Source organism: Lysinibacillus mangiferihumi (assembly GCF_003049665.1).
Classification (GTDB): domain Bacteria; phylum Bacillota; class Bacilli; order Bacillales_A; family Planococcaceae; genus Lysinibacillus; species Lysinibacillus mangiferihumi.
In genome coordinates this window covers 1-19,974 of the sequence record NZ_PYWM01000028.1, presented here as the reverse complement: position 1 = coordinate 19,974, position 19,974 = coordinate 1, and the positions used below count along the sequence as shown (strand labels likewise).

19 protein-coding genes, 8 tRNA genes and 1 rRNA gene are annotated in these 19,974 nt (G+C 38.5%); 27 read left to right on the top strand and 1 reads right to left on the bottom strand.

From position 1 onward, the window contains the following. The first annotated feature begins 153 nt into the window (after nucleotides 1-153). The 8 genes from C9J37_RS21180 to C9J37_RS21145 all read left to right on the top strand — a co-directional run bounded on the left by C9J37_RS21180 (nucleotide 154) and on the right by C9J37_RS21145 (nucleotide 9,227). The gene (locus C9J37_RS21180; protein ID WP_107896960.1) at nucleotides 154-906 is read left to right on the top strand and encodes a hypothetical protein; all 753 of its coding nucleotides are present in this window, start codon (nucleotides 154-156) and stop codon (nucleotides 904-906) included. Nucleotides 907-1,108: 202 nt separating this feature from the next. Further along, a complete protein-coding gene (locus C9J37_RS21175) occupies nucleotides 1,109-2,188 on the top strand; it encodes a D-alanine--D-alanine ligase (RefSeq protein ID WP_107896959.1) in 1,080 nt (359 codons plus the stop codon). 11 nt (nucleotides 2,189-2,199) lie between these two features. After that, nucleotides 2,200-3,567, top strand: a complete 1,368-nt coding sequence (locus tag C9J37_RS21170; RefSeq protein ID WP_107896958.1) for a UDP-N-acetylmuramoyl-tripeptide--D-alanyl-D-alanine ligase — start codon at nucleotides 2,200-2,202, stop codon at nucleotides 3,565-3,567. A gap of 150 nt (nucleotides 3,568-3,717) precedes the next feature. After that, complete coding sequence (locus tag C9J37_RS21165) at nucleotides 3,718-4,407, top strand: alpha/beta hydrolase (protein ID WP_107896957.1); 690 nt, start codon at nucleotides 3,718-3,720, stop codon at nucleotides 4,405-4,407. Between the two features lie 353 nt (nucleotides 4,408-4,760). Then, on the top strand, nucleotides 4,761-6,302 hold the full coding sequence (locus C9J37_RS21160) for a degradosome RNA helicase CshA (RefSeq protein WP_107896956.1): 1,542 nt from the start codon (nucleotides 4,761-4,763) through the stop codon (nucleotides 6,300-6,302). 289 nt (nucleotides 6,303-6,591) lie between these two features. Then, nucleotides 6,592-7,071 carry a PH domain-containing protein gene (locus tag C9J37_RS21155; RefSeq protein WP_024361315.1) on the top strand — a complete coding sequence of 160 codons (480 nt, stop codon included), beginning with the start codon at nucleotides 6,592-6,594 and terminating at the stop codon, nucleotides 7,069-7,071. After that, complete coding sequence (locus C9J37_RS21150) at nucleotides 7,064-8,536, top strand: PH domain-containing protein (RefSeq protein ID WP_107896955.1); 1,473 nt, start codon at nucleotides 7,064-7,066, stop codon at nucleotides 8,534-8,536. The genes C9J37_RS21155 and C9J37_RS21150 overlap by 8 nt, the downstream gene beginning before the upstream one ends. A 115-nt stretch (nucleotides 8,537-8,651) precedes the next feature. Then, a complete protein-coding gene (locus C9J37_RS21145) occupies nucleotides 8,652-9,227 on the top strand; it encodes a GNAT family N-acetyltransferase (RefSeq protein ID WP_107896954.1) in 576 nt (191 codons plus the stop codon). Between the two features lie 124 nt (nucleotides 9,228-9,351). Here C9J37_RS21145 and C9J37_RS21140 read toward each other — a convergent pair whose 3' ends face one another. Then, nucleotides 9,352-9,972 carry a rhomboid family intramembrane serine protease gene (locus tag C9J37_RS21140; RefSeq protein ID WP_024361312.1) on the bottom strand — a complete coding sequence of 207 codons (621 nt, stop codon included), beginning with the start codon at nucleotides 9,970-9,972 and terminating at the stop codon, nucleotides 9,352-9,354. 64 nt (nucleotides 9,973-10,036) lie between these two features. On the opposite strand from C9J37_RS21140, the gene acpS reads away from it, so the two are divergent. From acpS to C9J37_RS21045, 19 genes are all read left to right on the top strand, one after another. Further along, nucleotides 10,037-10,393 carry a holo-ACP synthase gene (gene acpS / locus C9J37_RS21135; RefSeq protein WP_069508989.1) on the top strand — a complete coding sequence of 119 codons (357 nt, stop codon included), beginning with the start codon at nucleotides 10,037-10,039 and terminating at the stop codon, nucleotides 10,391-10,393. Between the two features lie 88 nt (nucleotides 10,394-10,481). Further along, nucleotides 10,482-11,627, top strand: a complete 1,146-nt coding sequence (locus C9J37_RS21130) for a LolA family protein (RefSeq protein WP_107896953.1) — start codon at nucleotides 10,482-10,484, stop codon at nucleotides 11,625-11,627. 323 nt (nucleotides 11,628-11,950) lie between these two features. Next, a complete protein-coding gene (gene alr, locus C9J37_RS21125) occupies nucleotides 11,951-13,072 on the top strand; it encodes an alanine racemase (protein WP_107896952.1) in 1,122 nt (373 codons plus the stop codon). Between the two features lie 472 nt (nucleotides 13,073-13,544). Continuing rightward, a complete protein-coding gene (locus C9J37_RS21120) occupies nucleotides 13,545-13,808 on the top strand; it encodes a hypothetical protein (protein ID WP_080653282.1) in 264 nt (87 codons plus the stop codon). Between the two features lie 4 nt (nucleotides 13,809-13,812). Next, nucleotides 13,813-14,163 (top strand): type II toxin-antitoxin system PemK/MazF family toxin, encoded by a 351-nt coding sequence (locus C9J37_RS21115; protein ID WP_008177055.1) that lies wholly within the window; start codon nucleotides 13,813-13,815, stop codon nucleotides 14,161-14,163. A gap of 249 nt (nucleotides 14,164-14,412) precedes the next feature. Then, nucleotides 14,413-14,757 carry an STAS domain-containing protein gene (locus C9J37_RS21110; protein WP_107896951.1) on the top strand — a complete coding sequence of 115 codons (345 nt, stop codon included), beginning with the start codon at nucleotides 14,413-14,415 and terminating at the stop codon, nucleotides 14,755-14,757. Next, nucleotides 14,744-15,214 (top strand): anti-sigma B factor RsbW, encoded by a 471-nt coding sequence (rsbW, locus tag C9J37_RS21105; protein WP_024361306.1) that lies wholly within the window; start codon nucleotides 14,744-14,746, stop codon nucleotides 15,212-15,214. Before C9J37_RS21110 ends, rsbW begins: the two co-directional genes overlap by 14 nt. Further along, nucleotides 15,192-15,977: an RNA polymerase sigma factor SigB gene (sigB, locus tag C9J37_RS21100; RefSeq protein WP_107896950.1), complete on the top strand. Its 786-nt coding sequence runs from the start codon at nucleotides 15,192-15,194 to the stop codon at nucleotides 15,975-15,977. Before rsbW ends, sigB begins: the two co-directional genes overlap by 23 nt. 153 nt (nucleotides 15,978-16,130) lie before the next feature. Beyond that, complete coding sequence (locus tag C9J37_RS21095; RefSeq protein WP_107896949.1) at nucleotides 16,131-18,305, top strand: Tex family protein; 2,175 nt, start codon at nucleotides 16,131-16,133, stop codon at nucleotides 18,303-18,305. Between the two features lie 63 nt (nucleotides 18,306-18,368). Continuing rightward, a complete protein-coding gene (locus tag C9J37_RS21090; RefSeq protein WP_107896948.1) occupies nucleotides 18,369-18,830 on the top strand; it encodes a SprT family protein in 462 nt (153 codons plus the stop codon). 91 nt (nucleotides 18,831-18,921) lie between these two features. Beyond that, nucleotides 18,922-18,998: transfer RNA gene (locus C9J37_RS21085), tRNA-Asn, on the top strand. 1 nt (nucleotide 18,999) lies between these two features. Next, nucleotides 19,000-19,071, top strand: a tRNA-Glu gene (locus C9J37_RS21080). Nucleotides 19,072-19,098: 27 nt separating this feature from the next. Next, nucleotides 19,099-19,174 (top strand) — tRNA-Asp (locus C9J37_RS21075). Between the two features lie 5 nt (nucleotides 19,175-19,179). Then, nucleotides 19,180-19,254 (top strand) — tRNA-Gln (locus C9J37_RS21070). A 15-nt stretch (nucleotides 19,255-19,269) separates the two neighbouring features. Then, nucleotides 19,270-19,342: transfer RNA gene (locus tag C9J37_RS21065), tRNA-Lys, on the top strand. A gap of 69 nt (nucleotides 19,343-19,411) precedes the next feature. After that, nucleotides 19,412-19,497: transfer RNA gene (locus tag C9J37_RS21060), tRNA-Leu, on the top strand. 24 nt (nucleotides 19,498-19,521) lie between these two features. Then, nucleotides 19,522-19,598 (top strand) — tRNA-Arg (locus C9J37_RS21055). An 18-nt stretch (nucleotides 19,599-19,616) separates the two neighbouring features. After that, nucleotides 19,617-19,690: transfer RNA gene (locus C9J37_RS21050), tRNA-Gly, on the top strand. A gap of 213 nt (nucleotides 19,691-19,903) precedes the next feature. Further along, nucleotides 19,904-19,974: ribosomal RNA gene (locus C9J37_RS21045) — 16S ribosomal RNA — on the top strand; the annotation flags it as partial.

The window sequence follows — 19,974 nt, the reverse complement described above, 5'->3', positions numbered from 1 at the left end:
AATAGTTTAAAATCTGCGCACAGACGCATGTCGAACATTAACATTATAACGCAAAAAACAATTTTACGCCTGAGTATATTGTTGTGACGACAAATAGCATAAAATGTTTCAAAAAATGATGTTTAGTTTTATAATAAAGTGAAGAATGGGGTGATGGATGTGGCTAAGAAATTAAAGTCAGCTGAAGATTTTATGTATCATATATATGTTCATATGAATGATGTCGATAAATTTGTTATATTTAGCGGGCTTAAATTCTCGCAATTCGTGGCTGCTTTAGATCCACTGCATCACTTACTATTACTAAAGCATTCCTATGAAGACGGATCATTTAATATGCATACACAGTTTGATTATATAGCAGATGAGGAAGTTCCTCGTTTTGTAAAAAAAGCTACGGAGTCGAAAGAATTGTGTTGGGTAGATTTTATGGATGAAAAGAGGCTGGATCAGCTGACACCGATGGAACAGGGAGAACTGCTTTACATAAGTCATAAAAAAGAACCGATTACTTCGCCATTTTTTAATAAATTGCAAAATCGGTTTGTGTATTGTTCTTCGGATGTAGAGAAAATGACGAAAGTTTATTTTCGCCATTTAAGTGATTCAGATTTGCTCGTCGCTAATGTGTTTAATACGTTAATACGTGAGAAAGAACGAAGCACAGGTTTTTGGCGCCGTAAAGTAAAATCGAGTATTCCTTCCCTTACGCCCGAATTTTTGCGTGCGTATCGCTCCTTTGCTAAAGAGGGTGCATTGTTGTCACTGTATCGCATTGAGAAGCCGAAAGCGGCATATGGTATAGAAATACGTAACCTGTCAGATTATTCCTTTCCAGATGAGGTCTGGGATGATTTAAATACAATTTTGAAAAACGAGCACGATGAATTGATTCATATTATTTAACGCTATTTAGCAGGTATTTCACCAGCTAAATAGGAATGGAACTCAAGGAAGTATAGTCAGTCATTTTACTTGGGTGACCAACTTTTGAATGAATAAGGCACTCAAATCTCACCGTCCAAATTACGGTGAGATTTTTATGTCATTTGTCAAGCCGTTTCGTGATAAACTAATAATACTCAAGAAGTATGTGGAGGGCACAAAAATGAAAAAAAGAATCGGTTTATTATACGGCGGAAAGTCAGCGGAGCATGAGGTGTCATTGTCGACGGCGTGCGCAGTCACTGGAGCTTTGAATTTCGAGGAGTATGAGATATATCCGATTTACATTACACCAGATGGGGAATGGCGACGCGGTGAGCGTTTAGAAAAACCCGCAAATTCGATTGAAGAATTGCAATTTGGTGATGATGCCATTATTTTAGAAAATAATATTACAGCGTTTTTAATTGATAAAAGCGGGGCAGCGGTCCAATTTGATGTTATTTTCCCTTTACTGCATGGAACAAACGGGGAAGATGGAACTGTACAGGGTTTACTGGAAGTGTTGAATCTTCCGTATGTCGGTAATGGTGTGTTGGCATCATCTGCAGGTATGGATAAAGTGATTATGAAACAGTTGTTTGAAATTGCGGGCTTACCACAAGTGCCATATACGTACTTCATTCGTAGTGAATGGACGAAAGAGCAAGATGCTATTTTAACGCGTTGTGAACAGAAATTGTCTTGGCCAATGTTTGTAAAGCCGGCAAATTTAGGCTCAAGTGTTGGTATTAGTAAAGCTTCGAACCGTGAGGAATTAATTCAAGCAATTGAGGTAGCATTGCAATACGACCGTAAAATTGTGGTAGAGCAAGGTATTGTAGCACGTGAAATTGAATTAGCTGTACTGGGCAATGATTTTCCAGAAGTATCTGTGCCAGGTGAAATTAAGCCTATGACAGCGTTCTATGATTATGATTCAAAATATAAGGATGGTTCAACAGCATTGATTATTCCTGCTGAACTACCTACAGAAGTTGTGACTAGCTTAAAAGAGCACGCAAAAAGTGCGTTTAAGATTTTAGATGGAAGTGGTTTAGTACGTGCTGATTTCTTTGTCACGGCAGATCATGCCATTTATATTAACGAAGTGAATACAATGCCAGGTTTTACACCTGTTAGTATGTATCCGCTTCTTTGGCAACATACAAACGTAAGTTATCCAGAGCTTATTAATCGACTGATTGCGCTAGCACTTGAGCGCTTTGAAGAAAAACAACAGCTTCACTATAAAAAAGACTGAGTGGGATTATTGTGAAAAAGACATTAAAGGAATTAGCAGCATGGTTAAATGATGAGGTGCCAGCTTTCGGAGATACGATTGTATCTGGTATATCGATTGATACAAGAACAATCTGCCAAGGGGATTTATTTGTGCCGTTCCGCGGTGAACAGGCAAATGGTCATAAGTTTGTGCAACAAGCTTTTGAAAAAGGAGCGGGTGCTTCGCTTTGGCAAAAAGATGAACCTAACCCGCCAAAAAATGTTCCGTTACTATTTGTGGATGATTCAGAGTTGGCGTTACAGCAAATGGCACGTGCTTATCGTAACGAGCATAAGGCGACCTTTATTGGTATTACAGGATCGAATGGTAAAACATCCACAAAGGATATTTTAGCAGGCACGCTAGCACCGTTTTTTAAAGTACAAAAAACAATTGGTAATTTTAATAATCAACTAGGCTTACCAATTACGATTTTACAGCTCCAAGAGGATACAGAAGTTGCTGTACTTGAAATGGGCATGAGTGGATTTGGGGAAATTGAGTTTTTAACAAAGTTAGCTCGTCCTCATATAACGGTAATTACCAATATTGGTGAGGCACATATGCAAGACTTAGGCTCGCGTGCCGGTATTGCAAAGGCGAAGTTTGAAATTATACAAGGTATGCAAGAGGATGGTGTGCTCTTTTATGATGGTGATGAACCATTATTAAATGAGCTTGTTGCAAAAGAACAAAATTTAAATGCACAGGCGTTTGGTTTAGAACCAGGCGATTTGTTATATGCTGATAATATTGAAGCAACTGCAAGTGGAAGTAGCTTTACAACACATGGTGCTATTGAAGGGGATTTCTTTATTTCTGTTCTTGGGAAGCATCAGGTGAAAAACACTTTAATTGCCATGCTTATCGCGCAAAAACTAGGTTTAACGGATGAGCAAATTCGTACATCTTTAAAAGACGTAACGTTAACAGATATGCGTATGCAGCAAGTACAAGGAAATCAAGGTGCATTATTTATTAATGATGCTTACAATGCTGCACCTACGTCGGTAAAGGCGGCGATTCAGTTTATAGCCACTACAACTATTCGCCCTGAAAAGTGGCTTGTCTTAGGTGATATGCTAGAACTAGGGGATAATGAAAAAAGCTTCCATGAAGAGTTATCATTAGCAATTCATGAAGGTGAAATTGACTATGTGTGCTTGTATGGTCCGCGTATGGCTTTCTTGTATGAGGTGTTGAAAGAACGTTTCGACGCTGACCATTTACTATACGACAAGGATGATTTTGAGCCTATCATTGCAAAGCTTCAACAGGCAACAGAGAAATCCATTGTATTATTAAAAGGCTCACGTGGGATGAAACTAGAAACAATTTTGCAATCATTTACTTCATGATTTGCGGTTGTTGACATAATGAATTGTTACTTGGGGTAAAAATCCGCTCTGGTTTACAGATGCGCTGATTTTTACCCTTTATTAAAAAGCAATTTGGAAAGCATTTGTGTGCTATTGCTAGTAAAACAGCCACTTTTTGAGGTGAGGGTAATGACGATAGGTGTATTATGTATTCATGGATTTTCGGGTGGTGCTTATGAGGTAGAGCCGTTTACCGTTTATTTACAAGCCAATACAGATTGGCTAATCGAGACACCTACCTTATCAGGGCATGGAGAAGAACTAAAGATGAAAGGCTTTACCGCACAGCATTGGTTAATGGATGCGGAGTTAGCTTTTCGAGCGTTATCGAAAAAAGTGGATGAAGTGATTGTCGTTGGTTTTTCTATGGGTGGCATTATTGCGTTATATTTAGCGAAACGTTATAAGGTGAAGAAGCTTGTACTGCTTAGTGCTGCTGCTAAATACATTAGCCCTAAGCAACTTGTAAAAGATTTTAAAATGTTAGCAACCGAAGCGTATCATCGCAACCTTTCCAATAATGAGCTGTTTTTAAGATATCGTCATAAGTTCAACAACGTCCCCTTAGCAGCTACGATTGAATTCATGAAACTTGTACAAAAGGTAGCGCCGTACTATCAAGACATTAAAATTCCAGTGTATATTGTGCAAGGGAAATTAGACGGAATTGTGCCCTATCATACCGCTCAATTTTTGTTTGATCAGCTTGCCTCAACAAATAAAAAGTTGTATTTTTCTAATAATGGCAAACACCATATTTGTCATTGTGAAGATTGTTTTGATTGGTTTACGAAGGTTTTAGCGTTTTTAAAGGGTTAGAAAAGTAGTCAGATTATTACGACTCATGCGTTATCGTTGCATACGTTTGATTCCCGTGATAGACTAGTGTAAGCAATGGATACATTTTGTGCGAAGACTCTTCATAATTTGGTTGAAGAGTACTTTTTTTTGAACATAACGGTTTTATTCTAAGTGAATAATTACGCAGAATCGAACCGCTCGGTAAAGACCGGGCTTTCCTTTTCATATAAGAGAGCTCTACTTGAAACATTTGTAGAGAGAATTTTTAAGTAACGGAAACGTTCCACAACACAGGCTCGAATTTGCCGACAACTTCATCTGAAAATGTAACCATTTGTCAACTTAAAAGGAAAAAAAGGAGATTGAGAAGTTTGACAAATTTTTCAGAATTAAATATTAGTGAATCTACACTACGTTCAGTAAAACGTATGGGATTCGAAGAAGCAACACCAATCCAAGAGGGTACTATTCGTTTTGCCATTGAAGGTCGCGATGTATTAGGTCAAGCGCAAACTGGTACAGGTAAAACTGCCGCTTTTGGTATTCCACTTATCGAGAAAATCGATCCTAAAAACCCTAATATCCAAGCATTAGTAATTGCTCCAACTCGTGAATTAGCGATTCAAGTTTCAGAAGAACTATATAAAGTCGGTTACGACAAGCGTGTGAAATTATTATCAGTTTACGGTGGTCAAGAAATCGGACGTCAAATTCGTGCACTGAAAAATAAACCACAAATTATTGTTGGTACACCAGGTCGTATTTTAGACCATATTAATCGTCGTACTTTAAAACTAGAAGATGTTCAAACACTTGTACTGGACGAAGCAGATGAAATGTTAAACATGGGCTTCATCGATGATATAAATTCAATTTTAGAAAACGTACCTGCTGAGCGCCAAACATTATTATTCTCAGCAACAATGCCACCAGCAATCCGTAAAATCGCTGAGACATTTATGCGTGACCCTGAAATTGTAAAAATTAAAGCAAAAGAATTAACAGTGGATAACATTGATCAATACTTTGTGAAAGCTGCTGAGCGTGAAAAATTCGATGTTTTATCTCGTTTATTAAACGTTCACCAACCAGAATTAGCGATTATCTTTGGACGTACAAAACGCCGTGTTGATGAGCTAGCACAAGCTTTATCAATCCGAGGATATCTTGCTGAAGGAATTCATGGTGATTTAAGCCAAGCAAAACGTATTTCAGTTTTACGTCAATTTAAAGAAAATAAAATTGATATCCTTGTTGCAACAGATGTAGCAGCTCGTGGTCTAGATATTTCAGGCGTTACACACGTGTATAACTTTGATATTCCTCAAGATCCTGAGTCTTACGTTCACCGTATTGGTCGTACTGGCCGTGCCGGAAAATCAGGTCTTGCAGTAACATTTGTAACACCTCGTGAGATGGGCTATTTACGTATTGTTGAAGAAACAACGAAAAAACGTATGACACCACTTCGTCCGCCAACAAATGACGAAGCTTTAGTAGGTCAACAACGTTTAGCTATTGAGACACTTGAAGGTCTTATTGCCAATAATAACTTAGGTGATTATCGTACACTGGCGACAGAAGTACTTGAAAACCATGATGCAATCGATGTAGTAGCAGCTGCATTACGCTCATTAACAAAAGAGCCGGATGATACGCCTGTTACAATTACAGAAGAACGTCCATTACCAATGCGTCGTGAGCGTTCTGGTGGCGGTGGTGGCCGCGGTGGCGATCGTAATGGCCGTAACAGAAGCGGTGGTGGTCGTAGCTTTGGCGGTAACCGTCGTGAAGGTAGTGGTGGCGATCGTCGCAACAGTGGAGGCCGTCGTGAAGGTGGTCGCCGTGAGGGCGGAGCTCGTCGTGAAGGTGGACAAGGTCGTTCACGTGCACCACGTCGCCATGAAGACTAATTAACTTTCAAACCTTACAGTCAAATTGACTGTAAGGTTTTTTATATTTATAGTTAAATTAATTTATTCGAAATTTTTGGAAGGAAAAGTAAGTATGCGAGATTTCTAAACGGAACGTCGCGACGAAAGCGGCTTATTATAAGCATTAAACTATAGCGTCGTATACTAAAAAGGCGATATACTAGATGTTTAGATGGCGGTTAATTATGATGAAAAGGCTATGGATTTATTTGAAACAAATTGGTATTTGCGTACGTATACATAGGTAATGAAAAGAGGAGGAACAATTTTGAGAGCTGAACCAATTCATCAAATTTCCCGAAAAGGGTTAACAGTATGGCGATTATATGGTGTGTTACAAACATTGCTGTTGTTAGTCATTGCAGCATTGGTTTGTTATGGCACTTATTATTATGAATGGCCTTCATTTATTTATTTTATCGCGATTGCTGTTGTTCTATTAAGTGCATTTTTTTCTGCGTATTTATTCCCGAAAATTCGTTGGGAACGCTGGAGATACGAAGTGCGCGAACATGAAATTGAAGTCCAACATGGCTTGTTTGTTGTCAAACGCACATTAATACCAATGGTACGTGTGCAACATGTTGACACGACACAAGGCCCCATTTTAAAAAGATACAGCCTAGGTAATATTTCAATTTCTACAGCCGCCACGGTACATACAATTCCTGCACTGGTCATGGATGAAGCAGATGGACTTCGTGCGCGTATTTCGGAATTAGCAAGGGTGGCGGAAGATGATGTCTAACGAAGTGTATCGTTTACACCCCGTATCGGCGATTATCTCTAGTGTCAAAGCACTAAAGAGTATGATCTTACCTGTAGCCATTATCATTATTAGTAATGGCTTTAACTTTTCCTTGAACTTCCGCAGTGAACATTTTTTTGAAACCGTATTACTGTTTGGCGTGTGGGGGGTAGGGGCAGTACTAGCGCTTGTCGGTGGTATTGTAAAGTGGCGTACCTTTGTTTACTGGTTTGAGGATGGCGAACTCAGAGTAAAGTACGGGTTATTCGTCAAAAAGAAGCGTTATATTCCATTTGAGCGCATTCAAAGTTTAAATTACCATGAAGGTATTTTTCATCGCATATTTGGCTTAGTCAAGGTGCAAGTTGAGACAGCAGGCAATAAAGGTGGCAAGCCAGAGGTAGAATTAACAGCTATTCAAAAAATAGCGGCTGATGTTATTGAAGAAGAAATGCGTCGAGCAAAAACACAAATCGCTCAACCACTTGACGTGGAACCAGCACATGGACAAATAGAGGAAGTGATGGTGCCTATTATTTATCGTATGTCGATGCGGGATTTACTTGTATTAGCAACGACTTCTGGTGGGATAGGCGTAGTCTTATCAGGGGTAGCAGCGGTCATCTCACAGTTTTCGGATATTATCCCGTATGAAGAGGTCTTTCATGAAGTGGCGGATTTTGTGAAGGTTGGTGCATTCTTAGTTGCATTAATGGTCATGTTCGTGCTGATTATTGCGTGGCTACTATCGGTTGTTATAACACTAGTGAATTATCACGATTATACGGTTCGTATTGAAGATGAAAAGCTAATGATTACTAAAGGGTTACTGGAGAAGAAAAGAATTACATTACCATTAAATCGTATACAGGCAATCCGTATTGTTGAAAACCCTTTGCGGCAAATATTTGGCTTTGCTACCGTTGTAGTAGAAAGTGCAGGAGGAAATGGTGAAAAGGGTGGAGATAAGAAAATTGCATTGTTCCCACTGATTAAAAAGCAAGATTGTTTACAGACGCTAGAACAACTTTTCCCTGAAATGAATTGGCATCCTGAATTTATAAAGGCTCCGAAACGTGCACGTCCATTTTTTTACCGCATTGATTTCTTTTGGCTCGTACCGATAATAGGGGCAAGTAGTTATTTCTTATATCCTTACGGGTTATTAGCATTCTTACTAATTCCATTAATCATATTCCTTGGTATTTGGCAACATAGAACAGCAGGCTACATGATTGAAGGAAAGCAATTGACAATGCAATATCGGGTCTTTAGTCGCGTTACAATGTTTATGGAGAAAAAACGTATACAATCTATGGAAAGTAGTCAAACATATTTCCAAAAGCGTAAACAAGTCATGTCTATAAAAGCAACGGTAATGTCAGGAATGACTGGTATGACAGGTAATGTACCTAGCCTAGAACAACAAGATGCTGAAACTATATTAACTTGGTATGAACATTAAATAGAAAATGATTGGCTAATCTTTGCATAAAAATGTAAAGATTAGCTTTTTTTATATACAAATCTAGAAAAAAAGCGTTTATAATAGAATAAATTAACAAAAAGGGGTGAATTTGATGTTTCGATACAGCATAAATGAGCACACCTATTTAAAAATGTTAGATTTAAATGATGTAGAGGAATTATTTGCGCTAACAGACCGTTCAAGAGAGACTTTACGTGAGTGGTTACCCTTTGTAGACAATGTCAAGACGGTCAAAGATACAGAACAATTTGTTCGAAATGCAATGCAACAATATGCTGACCATAACGGGATACAGGCTGGAATTTATTATGATGGTAAGCTAGCCGGGGTCATTGGTTATCATCAAGTGAATTGGCAACATAAGTGGACAAGTATTGGTTATTGGTTAGGAAATGAGTTTGTTGGCAAGGGGCTTGTGACAAATTCGATGAGGACATTTATTGATTTTGCTTTCGAATATTTAAAGTTAAATCGCATTGAAGTCCGCGTTGCAGTGGGGAATATACGTAGTCGTACAATTCCTAAAGTGCTAGGATTCAATGAAGAAGGGCGTTTAAGAGATGCTGAATGGCTATACGATCATTATGTAGATCAGGTTGTATATGGGCTAACCGCAGTAGAATGGAAAAAAATAAAAATGGCAAAAGAGGCTACTGTTGTACTATAATTTCAACGATAGCATGTCAATGACCTTAGAAAAAATGGAATGCTAGGGATGTTAAGTTATAAAAAAGAGGAACAGCCCGCAGTGATTAACACCTCACTGATGGGGTAGCTCCTCTTTTTACAAGCTATTTTCCTGCCATTCTTTGTTTGCGCCAACTTAGAATTCTTGTAGGATGTAGGTAAATAAGTCCGAGTAGGAATCCAGTCACTAAGCCACCTAAATGGGCATAAACATTTACATTAGACTGTAAGAAAGTCATGATGACACTGATGACGATAATCGGCAAAATAAGCTTACGAAGCATTGGCATCGTACGACGCGTATAGTAGACAAGTGCACCAAACGCACCGAAAATACCAAAAATTGCGCCGCTTGCGCCAAGGCTTGCATAGCTACTGTCGTTAAGCATAAAGGTTGCCATGTTCCCTACGATACCCGATAATAAATAAATTGTAATGAAACGTGCTTTACCTGCAATTTTCTCAAGTTCTGGCCCAAATAAAAACAGGGAGAACATATTAAAGAGCACATGCATAAAGTTCGCATGTAAGAACATCGCAGAGAAAATCCGCCACCATTCACCGCTTTGTATAAGGAAATTGACTTGAATCCCATAGTTCCACAGCAGTTCTCCTATGACTGGAAGAAGTGTTAATACATAAAGAATAAGATTCACTGCTATTAGTGTTGAAACAACAGGGTAATAACTTGTATATTGCTTAAAATTTTCTGTTCTACTAAACATAGCTCCACCTCAATTTACAATTATTATACATGGCTTTTTGGAAATAAGAAAAGGAGAAGTTCATATGATTAAAGGAATTGGTCTCGATATTGTAGAAACTGAGCGTATTGTGAAAGCAATGACACGCACAGATAAATTTATAGACCGCATTTTATCAGTTAACGAACGTGCACTATTTGCAGCGCATTCTGAATCTCGCAAAATAGAATTTTTAGCAGGGCGATTTGCGGCAAAAGAGGCCTTTTCAAAAGCGCTAGGTACCGGAATAGGGAAAGATTGTGCGCTACAAGATGTTGAAATATTAAGAGGGGAAGCAGGTAACCCTGTTTTATATTTTAAAGGAGAGCTTGTAAAGGGCTTTGTCAGTATCACACATTCTAAGCAATATGCAGCCGCGCAAGTAATATTACTTATGGAATAAAATATATTGCCTTTTCATCAAATGACATAACTGACAAATATGGTTCATATATTGTCGTAGTGGATTTGAAAGAAGAAAGGGTGAAAGCGTGGGCAACCGTTTAGTTACTTGGCTCGTCTTAATTTGTGCGATATTACTTCTGTCGGCGTGTGGTACAGCCTCACAGGAAAAAGTGTTGAAGAAAGTTAATGGTAAGTGGTCAGAGACGAATGGTTATGAGTTAGACGCTAAGATGGAGATTAAATCAGGTGGAGAACCTAGAACATATGATGTTACCGTGTGGCATACAAAACCTGATTTCTATCGAGTGGAAGTAGTGGAAAGTGGGAAAGATGTATCGCAAATGATTGTGCGTAATGCTGATGGAGTTTTTGTGGTTACACCAACATTAAACAAAATGTACAAATTCCAAAGCGATTGGCCAAAGAAAAATAGTCAGGCGTATTTAATCGGAGCATTAGCAGAAGATTTAGCTGAAGATAAAAATTTAGTCATGAAAGAAGAGGACAAAGCATATATATTTGAAGCGGCTACTAGAAATAGCTATAAAAATAGTATGCCTCACCAAGTTATAACGGTAGATAAGAAAACGATGCTTCCTACATCTGTAGTGATTATGAATGATGTCAAAGAAGAGCAAATTCGTATTACATTTAATAATATTAAGCTAGGTGTACAACATGCTGCGAAAGAGTATGCTGTGGAACAATTTACTGAAACAGAAGATTCAAAAGGCGAACAAGCTGCACCTGCAAACAAAGATGCAAAAGATGATAAAGATGCAAAAGGTGAAACGGATGCAAAAGGTCAAGCGGAAGCAGATGGTGAAACGGATGCTAAAGGTCAAGCGGATGCAAACGGTGAAAAAGAAGCAGTCGGTGCAGAGGTTGAATATCAAGAATTCCAAACGCATTATCCAGTTGTGAATTTTGAAAACACGAAAATGACAAATGAAAAAGCCATTAGTGATAGTGGTATGGAACGAGTTATTTTAACGTTTGAAGGGGATAAAGCGTTTACAGTTATGCAGCAACCAGTTATGAAAGAGTCCTCTATGTTACCAGTTACTTCGCCAGGTGATCCTGTTGACTTAGGATTTACAATTGGCGCGATTACAGATACGTCCATTAGCTGGGAAAAAGACGGCGTCGCATTCTTTGTAGCTTCTAGTAAATTAACACGTGAAGAAATGGTGGAAGTTGCGACTTCCATGACGATAAGTAGTATGAAGTAAATTTTCTAGCTACAGCTTTCTGAAAAGAGAGTTGTAGCTTATTAGGCAATAAAAGAACATTTTATTTCTAGCAGTTTATGTATAGTAATGTGAAACAGTGGAGATTAATTATCTATAGAAGCGTGTTGCGTATTTTACAAAAGGCAAACTAGTTTTGATAGGAATAAAAAGGGAAAAATTAACATGCTGTCGAATTTATATAATGACATGCACAAGTAGATCAGCAATGTATTATCCAAATGGCGGACAAGTAGTATGCTAGAATGTTATATGGAATTTTTCCTATACATAACGGTTTAATAACTAAAAAAGAGGGTATTCTAATGGAGACACAGCAGCATTTCAGACCAACCAAAGCAATTGTAGATTTACAAGCAATCCAACAAAATATAAAAAATTTAAAAGATCTACTCCAACCAAATGTACAAATTATCGCAGTCGTAAAAGCTAATGCCTATGGACACGGGGATATTGCAGTTGCTAAAGCAGCTTTGGAAGCGGGTGTAACAATGCTTGCAGTGGCTACACCAGATGAAGCATTACATATTCGAGCACATTTCGAAGAACCAGACATACTAATATTAGGGGCCTCGCCAGTATCGTTTGCATCCTATGCAGCACAACAACGCATTACTCTTACAGTATTTTCAAGTCAATGGGTACAGCAAGTTGCAACAATAGTAGCAGGGGAAGAAAACCCTTTACAACTACATATTAAGGTAGATAGTGGAATGGGCAGAATTGGTATACGCACCGAAAGCGAATTGTTAGCGCTATACCATACCATCCATTCAACAGATAATGTAGAATTGGATGGCATTTTTACTCATTTTGCAACAGCTGATGAGGAAGACACAGCCTATTTCGATAGCCAAGTAGCGTTATTTGAAAAGCTCATTGCTATATTGCCTGACAAACCTAGACTAGTACATGCATCCAATACAGCAACGGCTTTGGTAAAAGATAATCGTTTACAATATGATGCTGTACGTTATGGTATTTCAATGTATGGTTTAGCACCATCATCTTATGTAGAGGGAATTTTACCATTTCCATTGAAGCCTGCCTTTTCACTTGAGAGTGAGCTTGTCCATGTCAAACAGTTAAAAGCAGGAGATTCAGTAGGTTATGGAGCAACATTCATTGCACAAACAGATATGTGGATTGGAACAATTCCAGTAGGTTATGCAGATGGGGTAATTCGTAAATTAGCAGGACAAGAGGTACTAATAGATGGACAAAGAATGCCTATTGTTGGACGAATTTGCATGGACCAATGTATGGTTGCGCTACCAAAAGCATATGCTATAGGTAAGGAAGTAACGCTCATTGGTCGTCAAGGGCAAGATGAGATTTCAATAGATGAATGGGCAACAAAGCTAGAAACGATTAATTATGAAGTACCATGCATTATTACAGCAAGAGTTCCTCGTATTTACATTTAAATTTGTTTAACCAAGTAGCCCTTCGCTTCATAAAATAAGGGGGAATAGTAATTATTCAATTTTGGTCAAGTTAAATAAGGAGTATGATAAATTTTAGAGGAGTCTTTTATGTAAGCTTGATAAAATTTAGGTGGAACGCGTAATGGATTTTATTACAAGTATTTTTTTAATGAAAATAATTTTTTAATACATTTAGACAAATTGTGTTTGCGAATATTTGTCGAAATTAATCTGTGAATGGGAAAGCCAATTCTGTTCGGATTAGTGGATTATGTATAGTGAAATTAAGTAACAAGGCACCAAGTCAATATGACGTATGGTACCAGTGCATACTTTCAACAACCTACAAAATTTTACAACTTGTCCTTCAAATTGTCAGATATTTTGTCATTTCATGTCTTTTCAACAATATCTTTCAATGGTAGAATGGGTAGTAATGAAAAAGTGTATGGTTCCGTTGGAGGTGCTTGCTGTGTACGAGAAAAAGTTAAGAGAAGCTACAATTGCTATTCAAGATAGACTGATTCTACAAACAAAGGAAGTAATTGAAGGTGAATCTTTTGTGCGTATTTTGTCGCGCAAAAATTTAATGCAGGAGCAACCAAATCAAATACGGGAAGCTATGATGAAAGGATATGTTGAGATGTCTCATATTAACCTGATGATTGCAAGTGAATGCTTGCACGCGGAGTATGAAGCACAACATACAGTGGAGCGTCTCGTTAGCGGGGGATGACACTTTGAATGTAAAACGTGGTGACGTTTTTTTTGCAGATTTATCGCCGGTAGTTGGATCCGAACAAGGTGGCACTAGGCCGGTATTAATAATTCAAAATGATATTGGAAATCGATTTAGTCCGACTGTCATCATCGCGGCAATTACTGCACAGATTCAAAAAGCAAAATTACCGACACATGTTGAAATAAATGCTGAAAAGTACGGTTTTGAACGTGATTCGGTCATTTTGCTTGAGCAAGTGCGTACAATTGATAAGTCTAGATTGACTGATCGTATTACGCAGCTAGATCATGCAGTAATGGAAAAAGTGGATGGAGCATTGATGATTAGTTTGGGGCTTGTTAAATTTTGATATACATATGTGTATAGAGCATCAGGGATTTTATTTATCCTGATGTTTTTTTAATTTTTTTCATTCAATAAATTAATAATAGAAAAGATACAAGCATTATTGCCTTTTAAGTTTGTAGAAAATTGTCGTTGATTTTTTGTAACTCCAAAAAATAAAATTTATGCTAAGAAAAAATAGTTAATCATGTTTAATATCCAATAGATGTGGGTAAAGAAGAAAAGTCTAATAAATATGGTGGAGGTGGGCTGTATGGACATGGTAGTAAATTTTAAAAAAGATGGCACAAAATTATATGGTTATGTTGAAGGTGAAATTGATACATTTACAGCTTCTGGTATGCGTGAGGAACTAGAGGCGGTTAAGATTAAAGAAGGTATGGAGATTAAATTAGATTTATCGAAAGTGAATTATATGGATAGTACAGGTCTTGGTATTTTAGTAGCTTTTTATAAAAGAGCTTTACGTGAAGAAGGTAAAGTTAAAATTGTAGGCCTATCTAAACGGTTACAAAGATTATTTGAAATTACTGGCTTAAGTGAACTGATGGATATTGAAACTGATAAGAAGGTGGAATTAAGTAATGAAGGAATTTGATTATATTGAAATAAGGGTTCCTGCAAAGCCGCAGTTTGTCAGTGTTATTCGTTTAACGGTTTCTGGATTAGCTAACCGCATAGGATTTAGCTACGATGATATTGAAGATTTGAAAATCGCCGTTAGTGAAGCGGTGACAAATGTTGTGCACCATGCGTATAAAGATGTTGAAGAAGGCGAAATTGTCATAGGTTGTGCGCTCTATGAAAACAAGTTGGAAATGATGATTGCAGACTATGGGAATAGTTTTAACTTTGAAGAGATTAAAACGAAAATTGGGCCTTATCATCCGGGAGACAGTATTGCGGGGCTAAGAGAGGGCGGTTTAGGGCTATATTTAATGGAAACTTTAATGGATGAGGTGATGATTAATAACGATGGTGGCGTAACTGTCTTCATGACAAAGTACGTCGCTAGGGAGCAGGTGGAAAAAAATGTCGAAAGAATCACTACATAAATCTTCTACTAAGGAAGATGTATTAAAGTGGATAGAATTGTACCAAGCAACAGAAGATGAAGAAGCTCAAACCAATTTGGTTATTCATTATCGTAATTTAGTAGAGTCCATTGCGCGAAAATATTCATATGGTAAATCTTATTACGATGATATTGTGCAAGTTGGGATGCTCGGGTTACTAGGTGCAATAAGACGTTTTGATGCCACATTTGGTCGCAGTTTTGAGGCCTTTGCAGTACCTACTATTATTGGAGAGATTAAACGATTCTTACGCGATAAAACGTGGGATGTTCATGTACCGAGACGAATTAAAGAAATTGGACCACGTATTAAAACGACTGTAGAATCGTTAACGATAGAGTTCCAACGTTCACCTTCCATTAAAGAAATTGCAGAGCGTTTAGAGGTACCGGAGGAAGAAGTTTTAGAGGCAATGGAGATGAGCCGAAGTTACCAAGCACTGTCAATGGATCATTCAATCGAATCAGATAATGACGGAAGTACTGTCACGTTATCTGATATTATGGGTAAAGAAGATATAGGTTATGAAATGACCAACAGAAGAATGATTGTTGCAGAGGCAATGGAAGTTTTGAATGAACGAGAAAAACAAATTATTCAGCTTACTTATTTAGAGCAACTGAGCCAAAAAGAAGCGGGAGAACTATTAGGTATTTCTCAAATGCATGTATCGAGAATTCAAAGAAAAGCAATTAAGAAATTACAGGAGGTTATTCTTGCAAGTGGAAGTGTGCCACTGTAATACCTATCATTAGGGCGTTTATTACTAGAGGGTTACATAATCCAATAGCAATAAGCGCCTTTTATTTTTGGCTGTCCTTCTTGGTGGATAGACTATCTTTGGTCTTTTATTGAAGTGTAGTGGTAAAATGAAAAGAAAAAAGGTAGTGATAATGTGGAACAAAAACAAATGTACCAGCTTATTGCAAAGGATGTAGCAATAAAACCAAACCAAGCAGAGGCAGTGATAAAATTACTGGATGAAGGCAACACCGTTCCGTTTATTGCGCGCTATCGAAAAGAAGCTACTGGCTCTTTGGACGAGGTACAAATAAAAGCTGTAGAAGATCGTTATCATTACATACAGCAACTTGAACAACGTAAAGAAGAGGTTCTTCGTTTAATTCAAGAACAAGATAAGCTTACGCCAGAGCTGGAACATGCCATCCAAGTGGCGACGGTATTACAACGTGTTGAAGATTTATATCGCCCATATAAGCAAAAACGACGTACGAAAGCGACAATCGCAAAGGAAAAAGGGTTGGAGCCTCTAGCTGATCTACTACTAGAGTATCGTAGTGAAGCGTTAGTCCAATTAGCTCAAGATTTTGTTGATGTGGAGAATGTTGCAACAGTGGAAGATGCAATTGCTGGAGCACGTGACATTTTAGCAGAGCGCTTTGCTGATGATGCAAGCATACGGCAAAAAATCCGTACTTTTTCTTGGAAAGAGGGCATGCTGACTACCACTTTAAAAAATGCGGAACTAGATGAAAAAAAGGTTTTTGAAATGTATTACGAATATGAAGAGCCTGTCAACCGCATTGTTCCTCATCGTATTTTAGCTGTAAATCGTGGGGAGAAGGAGGATGTCTTAAAGGTTGCTATCCAAGTACCGATAGATCGAGTACTGATGATCATGTGGAAAGAATGGATACCAGCAACAGGTTTCTCACCTGCCATTGCAGAGGTGAAACTTGCAATAGAAGATTCCTACAAACGATTAATTCAGCCATCTATAGAGAGAGAGTTACGTAATGAATTAACGGAAAAAGCAGAGGCGCAAGCGATTCATATTTTCTCGGAAAATCTCCGTAATCTTTTACTACAGCCACCGTTAAAAGGTAAGTATGTACTTGGGGTGGATCCTGCCTATCGTACGGGTTGTAAACTAGCTGTTGTTGATGAGACGGGTAAAATGCTAGAAGTTACGGCGATTTACCCACATCCACCAAAGCCGGATGTAGTAAAATCAAAAGCAGTTGTGAAAGAGATTTTAGCGAAATATCCTATTACAATCATTGCGATTGGTAATGGGACAGCCTCACGCGAAACTGAGCAATTTATTGCCGATGTTTTAAGTGAAGTAAACACAGATGTGGCCTATGTTATTGTCAACGAAGCCGGTGCATCCGTATATTCAGCGTCGGAGGTTGCGCGTGCTGAGTTTCCTGATTTGCAAGTAGAGCAACGGAGCGCGGTGTCAATTGCACGACGTTTGCAGGACCCATTGTCGGAATTAGTGAAAATTGAGCCAAAGGCAGTAGGTGTTGGACAATATCAGCATGATGTTTCTCAAAAGAAATTATCAGAGTCATTAACATTTATAGTAGAAACAGCGGTCAATCAAGTCGGTGTCGATGTCAATACAGCATCAGCCTCTTTATTGCAATATGTTTCAGGGCTATCGAAAACCGTTGCCGAAAACATTGTAAAAGTACGAGAAGAAAATGGGCAATTCACAACTCGTGCGCAACTGAAGAAAATTCCTCGCCTCGGTGCAAAAACGTATGAGCAAGCAATAGGGTTTTTACGTGTACCTGAAGCGAAAAATCCATTCGATGCGACAGGTATTCACCCAGAAAGCTACAATATTGCAGAGCAAATTTTAGAAGCGGCTCACATAAATAAAAAAGAACTAGGAACACAAAAGGCAGAGGAAGCAATTGCAGCTCTTAATGTTCAAGCATTAAGTGAAAGTCTAGGGATTGGCGTTGTTACTGTTCAGGATATTGTAGATACTTTAATGAAACCAAGTCGTGACCCGCGTGATGCTTTCCCACAGCCATTACTTAAAACGGATGTTTTAAAAATGGAAGATTTACAAGTAGGAATGGAATTACAAGGTACTGTACGGAATGTCGTCGATTTTGGTGCATTCGTTGATATTGGTGTAAAACAGGATGGGCTTGTGCATATTTCCAAGTTGCAAAAAAAGCGTATTAAGCATCCATTAGAGGTTGTGGCATTAGGTGATATTGTCACAGTATGGGTGGAACAAATAGAGGTAAACAAAGGCCGTATTTCATTAACGATGCTACCTCCAGAAAAACAAACAATTGAAATGTAATAATTTCTTGCCACACTGTCTATACTGCGCAGTGTGGTATTCTTATTGTTAGAGGTGATGAAATTGAACAATGAGGAACTGCAACAGCTTGTAAGTCGAATTTCATTAGAAAGTTTTCATAAACCCTTTATGCATCGTGCATACTTTAATCCAAGGCTGCGTACAACAGGTGGGCGTTATCTTTTGCAATCCCACAATATTGAAATCAATCCAAAGGCGTTTGAAATGTATGGTGTTAGAGAGGTAGAGGGGATCATTCTTCATGAATTATGTCATTACCACTTGCACCTTGAAGGAAAGGGCTATCAACATCGAGATAAAGATTTTCGAGCGTTGTTAAAAAAAGTGAATGCCCCTCGATTTTGTTCAGCGTTGCAAATACCTAATTCTCGTAGCAAAAAACAGCGCCCTTACTATACATATGAATGTATACAATGTCACCAAAGGTATGTTAGAAAAATTAGATTCAATGTAAACAGATACTGTTGTGGCAAGTGTTCAGGGCAATTAATGATAGTTGAGTAAAAAAACTTTTAAAAAAGGGTTGACGTTTATTCAGCTAATCCCTATAATAGTAAAAGTCGACAAGATAAAGCCGACAACACAATATGATTATTCCGAAGTAGCTCAGTTGGTAGTAGCACCTGACTGTTAATCAGGTTGTCGCAGGTTCGAGTCCTGCCTTCGGAGCCATGGCCCCTTGGTCAAGCGGTTAAGACACCGCCCTTTCACGGCGGTAACACGGGTTCGAATCCCGTAGGGGTCATTTTCATAAATAGATAATTGTAACATTGGTCCCGTGGTGTAGCGGTTAACATGCCTGCCTGTCACGCAGGAGATCGCCGGTTCGATCCCGGTCGGGACCGCCACTTATTGGGGTATAGCCAAGCGGTAAGGCAACGGATTTTGATTCCGTCATGCCTAGGTTCGAATCCTAGTACCCCAGCCATTCATTTCTTAATATGAGCCATTAGCTCAGTTGGTAGAGCATCTGACTTTTAATCAGAGGGTCGAAGGTTCGAGTCCTTCATGGCTCATCTTTTTTTAGAAAAAGGTTGAAAATTCGAATTATCATTGTATAATAAGAAGGTTCCTATTTTTTGAATGCGGTCGTGGCGGAACGGCAGACGCGCTAGGTTGAGGGCCTAGTGGGGGCAACCCCGTGGAGGTTCAAGTCCTCTCGGCCGCACCAAGTCAGTTCAGTTATTTAACACATGCGCCCGTAGCTCAATTGGATAGAGCGTCTGACTACGGATCAGAAGGTTGTGGGTTCGACTCCTGCCGGGCGCGCCATAATACATTTTAATAATTGCGGGTGTAGTTTAATGGTAAAACCTCAGCCTTCCAAGCTGATGTCGTGAGTTCGATTCTCATCACCCGCTCCAAAAAACATTTTAAAAAAGATGTTGACAACGAAAACAAACGATGTTATGATTTAAAAGTTGCTAAAAACAAACGGCAACAAAATGAACCTTGAAAACTGAACAAGCAAAACGTAATCAATATAGTTTTTAGTAGCTAACTTTGTTAGTGAACGAAACGAAATTTTGGACATCAAAATTGATGCCAGCAAAACAATTTGAGCTAATCAAATTTCTTTTATGGAGAGTTTGATCCTGGCTCAGGACGAACGCTGGCGGCGTGCCTAATACATGCAAGTCGAGCGAAC